The 3,939-nt window shown below is 65.9% G+C and carries 5 protein-coding genes; all 5 read left to right on the forward strand.

From position 1 onward, the window contains the following. Nucleotides 1-726, forward strand: a 726-nt coding sequence (gene thiE, locus G3O00_RS40805) for a thiamine phosphate synthase (RefSeq protein ID WP_206146388.1), incomplete at its 5' end; no start/stop codon positions are given. Nucleotides 727-810: 84 nt separating this feature from the next. Continuing rightward, nucleotides 811-1,632 carry an ABC transporter ATP-binding protein gene (locus G3O00_RS40810; protein ID WP_011350716.1) on the forward strand — a complete coding sequence of 274 codons (822 nt, stop codon included), beginning with the start codon at nucleotides 811-813 and terminating at the stop codon, nucleotides 1,630-1,632. Next, on the forward strand, nucleotides 1,629-2,396 hold the full coding sequence (gene mlaE / locus G3O00_RS40815; RefSeq protein WP_006477137.1) for a lipid asymmetry maintenance ABC transporter permease subunit MlaE: 768 nt from the start codon (nucleotides 1,629-1,631) through the stop codon (nucleotides 2,394-2,396). Before G3O00_RS40810 ends, mlaE begins: the two co-directional genes overlap by 4 nt. Nucleotides 2,397-2,420: 24 nt before the next feature. Further along, the gene (mlaD, locus tag G3O00_RS40820; protein ID WP_041492723.1) at nucleotides 2,421-2,981 is read left to right on the forward strand and encodes an outer membrane lipid asymmetry maintenance protein MlaD; all 561 of its coding nucleotides are present in this window, start codon (nucleotides 2,421-2,423) and stop codon (nucleotides 2,979-2,981) included. Nucleotides 2,982-3,012: 31 nt separating this feature from the next. Then, nucleotides 3,013-3,840, forward strand: coding sequence for a VacJ family lipoprotein (locus G3O00_RS40825; RefSeq protein WP_241025574.1), 828 nt, complete (start codon nucleotides 3,013-3,015; stop codon nucleotides 3,838-3,840). Nucleotides 3,841-3,939 lie beyond the last annotated feature (99 nt).

Raw genomic sequence — 3,939 nt, forward strand, 5'->3', positions numbered from 1 at the left:
TACGGCGATGAAACGCGCGGCGCCGACGCGTGGCCGGTCGACGCCACGCGGTTCCCGCGGATCGCCGGGCTGCCGGCCGCGCCCGAACCCGCGTTCGCGCCGTGCCCCGAGCAGCTTGGCCTTTATCCAGTTGTGCCGGATGCCGAATGGGTCGAGCGCGTGCTCGATTGCGGCGTGCTGACCGTGCAACTACGTGTGAAAGGCGCGACGCCGGACACCTTGCGGCGGGAAATCGCCCGCGCGGTCGCGGCTGGGCGCCGCCATCCCGATGCGCGTGTGTTCATCAACGATCACTGGCAGATCGCTGCAGATGAAGGTGCGTATGGTGTTCACCTCGGTCAGGAAGACCTCGAAACAGCCGATCTGGCCGCGATTGCGCGCGCGGGCTTGCGGCTCGGACTTTCGAGCCACGGTTATTACGAAATGTTGCGGGCGCTGCATGAGCGCCCGAGCTACCTCGCGCTCGGCCCTGTTTACGCGACCGCGACCAAGGCCGTTGCTGCGCCGCCACAGGGCCTCGCCCGGATCGCCCGTTATGCGCGCTTCGCGGGCGCCCAGGCGCCGCTCGTCGCGATCGGCGGGGTGGGGCTCGACGCGCTGCCGGCCGTGCTGGCAACGGGCGTCGGCAGTGTCGCGGTGGTCAGTGCGGTGACGGGCGCGACCGACTATCGGGCTGCTGTTGCTGCGTTGCAGCAATGTTTTTCCGGACAATTTGACAATCATTGACCGCAGGGGCTGAAGCGGCGTCACGACATCATTCCAAGGCAGGCCCTATAATTCGGCGTTCTGCGTAAAAGGACTGTCAGCTCCGTGAGCCCCACTCCTACCGAGACACTGCTGGAACTTCGCGACGTCGACTTTGGCTACGGCGACCGCCTCGTCCTGTCCAACCTGAACCTGCGCTTCGGGCGTGGGCAGGTCGTTGCGGTCATGGGCGGGTCGGGTTGCGGCAAGACGACCGTGCTGCGCCTGATCGGCGGCCTCGTGCGCGCGCGCCGCGGCCAGGTGCTGTTCGACGGCGCCGACGTCGGCGCGCAAACGCGCGACGGCCTGTACGCGCTGCGCCGCAAGATGGGCATGCTGTTCCAGTTCGGCGCGCTGTTCACCGACATGTCGGTGTTCGAGAACGTCGCGTTCGCGCTGCGCGAGCACACCGACCTGCCTGAAGACCTGATCCGCGACCTCGTGCTGATGAAGCTCAACGCGGTCGGGCTGCGCGGCGCGCGTGACCTGATGCCGTCCGAAGTATCGGGCGGGATGGCGCGCCGCATCGCGCTGGCACGCGCGATCGCGCTCGATCCGCAGCTCATCATGTACGACGAGCCGTTCGCGGGCCTCGATCCGATCTCGCTCGGCATCACCGCGAACCTGATCCGCACGCTGAACCAGGCGCTGGGCGCCACGTCGATCCTCGTCACGCACGACGTGCCGGAATCGTTCGCGATCGCCGACTACGTCTATTTCCTGGCCAACGGCGGCGTGCTCGCGCAGGGCACGCCCGACGAGCTGCGCGCATCGACCGATCCGAGCGTGCGGCAGTTCATCGACGGCGCGCCGGACGGCCCGTTCAAATTTCATTACCAGAGCCCGCCGCTCGCAGCGGATTTCGGGCTCGGCGGAGGGCGCGCATGATCAGCGCGATCGGACGTTACGTCATCGGCGGCCTCGAGCGCGCGGGCTACGGCACGCGGCTGTTCGTGCGCCTCGTGCTGGAATTCTTCCCGCTGCTGCGCCGGCCGCGGCTGGTCACGAAGCAGATCCACTTCCTCGGCAACTATTCGTTCGTGATCATTGCCGTGTCGGGGCTGTTCGTCGGCTTCGTGCTCGGCCTGCAGGGGTATTACACGCTGAACCGCTATGGTTCCGAGCAGGCGCTCGGCCTGCTGGTCGCGCTGTCGCTGGTGCGTGAGCTGGGGCCGGTCGTCACCGCGCTGCTGTTCGCGGGCCGCGCGGGCACGTCGCTCACGGCCGAGATCGGTCTGATGAAAGCCGGCGAGCAGCTCACCGCGCTCGAAATGATGGCGGTGGACCCGATCAAGAACGTGATCGCGCCGCGCATGTGGGCGGGCATCATCGCGATGCCGCTGCTGGCCGCGATCTTCAACGCGGTCGGCGTGCTCGGCGGCTACTTCGTCGGCGTCGTGCTGATCGGCGTCGATCCGGGTGCGTTCTGGTCGCAGATGCAGGGCGGCGTGCAGGTCTGGGCCGACGTCGGCAACGGCGTGCTGAAGAGCATCGTGTTCGGGTTCGCCGTGACCTTCATTGCGCTGTATCAAGGGTATGAAGCGAAGCCCACGCCTGAGGGCGTGTCGCGCGCGACCACCAAGACGGTCGTGTTCGCGTCGCTCGCCGTACTCGGCCTCGATTTCCTGCTGACTGCGCTGATGTTCAGCTAAGCCTCAGCCAAGCCAAATTTTGGGATGACGATGAAAAAGACTGCTCTCGACTTCTGGGTCGGCCTGTTCGTGGTGGTGGGCTTCCTTGCGGTGCTGTTCCTGGCGCTGAAGGTCGGCAACATGAGCTCGCTGTCGTTTCAGCCGACCTATTCGGTGAAGATGAAATTCGACAATATCGGCGGGCTGAAGCCGCGCGCGGCCGTGAAGAGCGCGGGTGTCGTGGTCGGCCGCGTGAAGACGATCGGCTTCGACACGAATACGTATCAGGCACTTGTCACGATCGATGTCGACGGCCAGTATCAATTCCCGAAGGATTCGTCGGCGAAGATCCTGACGTCGGGCCTGCTCGGCGAGCAATATATCGGTCTGGATCCGGGCGGTGACACCGAAATGCTGAAGACGGGCGATACGATCACGATGACGCAATCGGCGATCGTGCTCGAAAACCTGATCGGCCAGTTCCTGTACAGCAAGGCTGCCGATGCGGGTGGGGCGAAGCCGGCAGCCGGTGCGCCGGCTGCACCGGCACCGGTGGCGGTGCCGGCGTCGGCGGTGTCCGCTGCGTCCGGTTCGGCGGCCCAATAACCACACGAGAGAAAACAAGAGGGTAATGACCATGCAGACGATCCGCATCAGGCAGGCCGCGCTGGCGGTAGCGGCAGTCGCCGCGTTGAGCGGCTGCGCGACCGTGCAGACGCCGACCAAGGGCGATCCGCTCGAAGGCTTCAACCGGTCGATGTACAAGTTCAACGATACGGTCGATACATATGCGCTGAAGCCGGTCGCGAAGGGCTACCAGTACGTGGTGCCGCAGCCGGTGCGCGACAGCGTGACGAACTTCTTCTCGAACATCGGTGACGTCTACATCGCGGCGAACAACATCGTGCAGCTGCGGATCGCGGACGGCGTCGGCGACATCATGCGCGTCGTGATCAACACGGTGTTCGGTGTCGGCGGCCTGTTCGACGTCGCGACGATCGCGAAGCTGCCGAAGCACACGGCCGACTTCGGGATCACGATGGGCCGCTACGGCATGCCGTCGGGCCCGTATCTCGTGCTGCCGCTGCTCGGCCCGAGCACGCTGCGCGACACGGCCGGCCTCGGCGTCGACTACGTCGGCAACCCGCTCACGTACGTGAAGCCGGATGGCGTGAGCTGGGGCCTGTTCGGCGTCAACCTCGTCAACACGCGTTCGAACCTGCTGGGCGCGGGCGACGTGCTCGATGCCGCGGCGCTCGACAAGTATTCGTTCGTGCGCAACGCGTACCTGCAGCGTCGTCAGATGCTGATCAGCAACGCGCGCGGCGAGGCGGCCGCGCAGTCGAGCAATGACGCGCTGCCGAAGTACGACCTGCCGGAAGACGGCGCGGCGCCGGCGGCAGCCGGTACGGCGGGCGCGGCAGCGGTGGGCGGTGCAACGGCAGCTCGGAAGAGCGGCGGGTAGGGGAAGAGGGTAAGATACTGTGTAGATCTCGGTGGGCGCCGGAGCCGTAAAAAAAAACAAGAATGAGACTAGAGAGCAGCACAGGAGCAATACGACAGA

The organism is Burkholderia sp. Ac-20384 (assembly GCF_017104605.1).
In the GTDB taxonomy this organism is placed as follows: domain Bacteria; phylum Pseudomonadota; class Gammaproteobacteria; order Burkholderiales; family Burkholderiaceae; genus Burkholderia; species Burkholderia lata.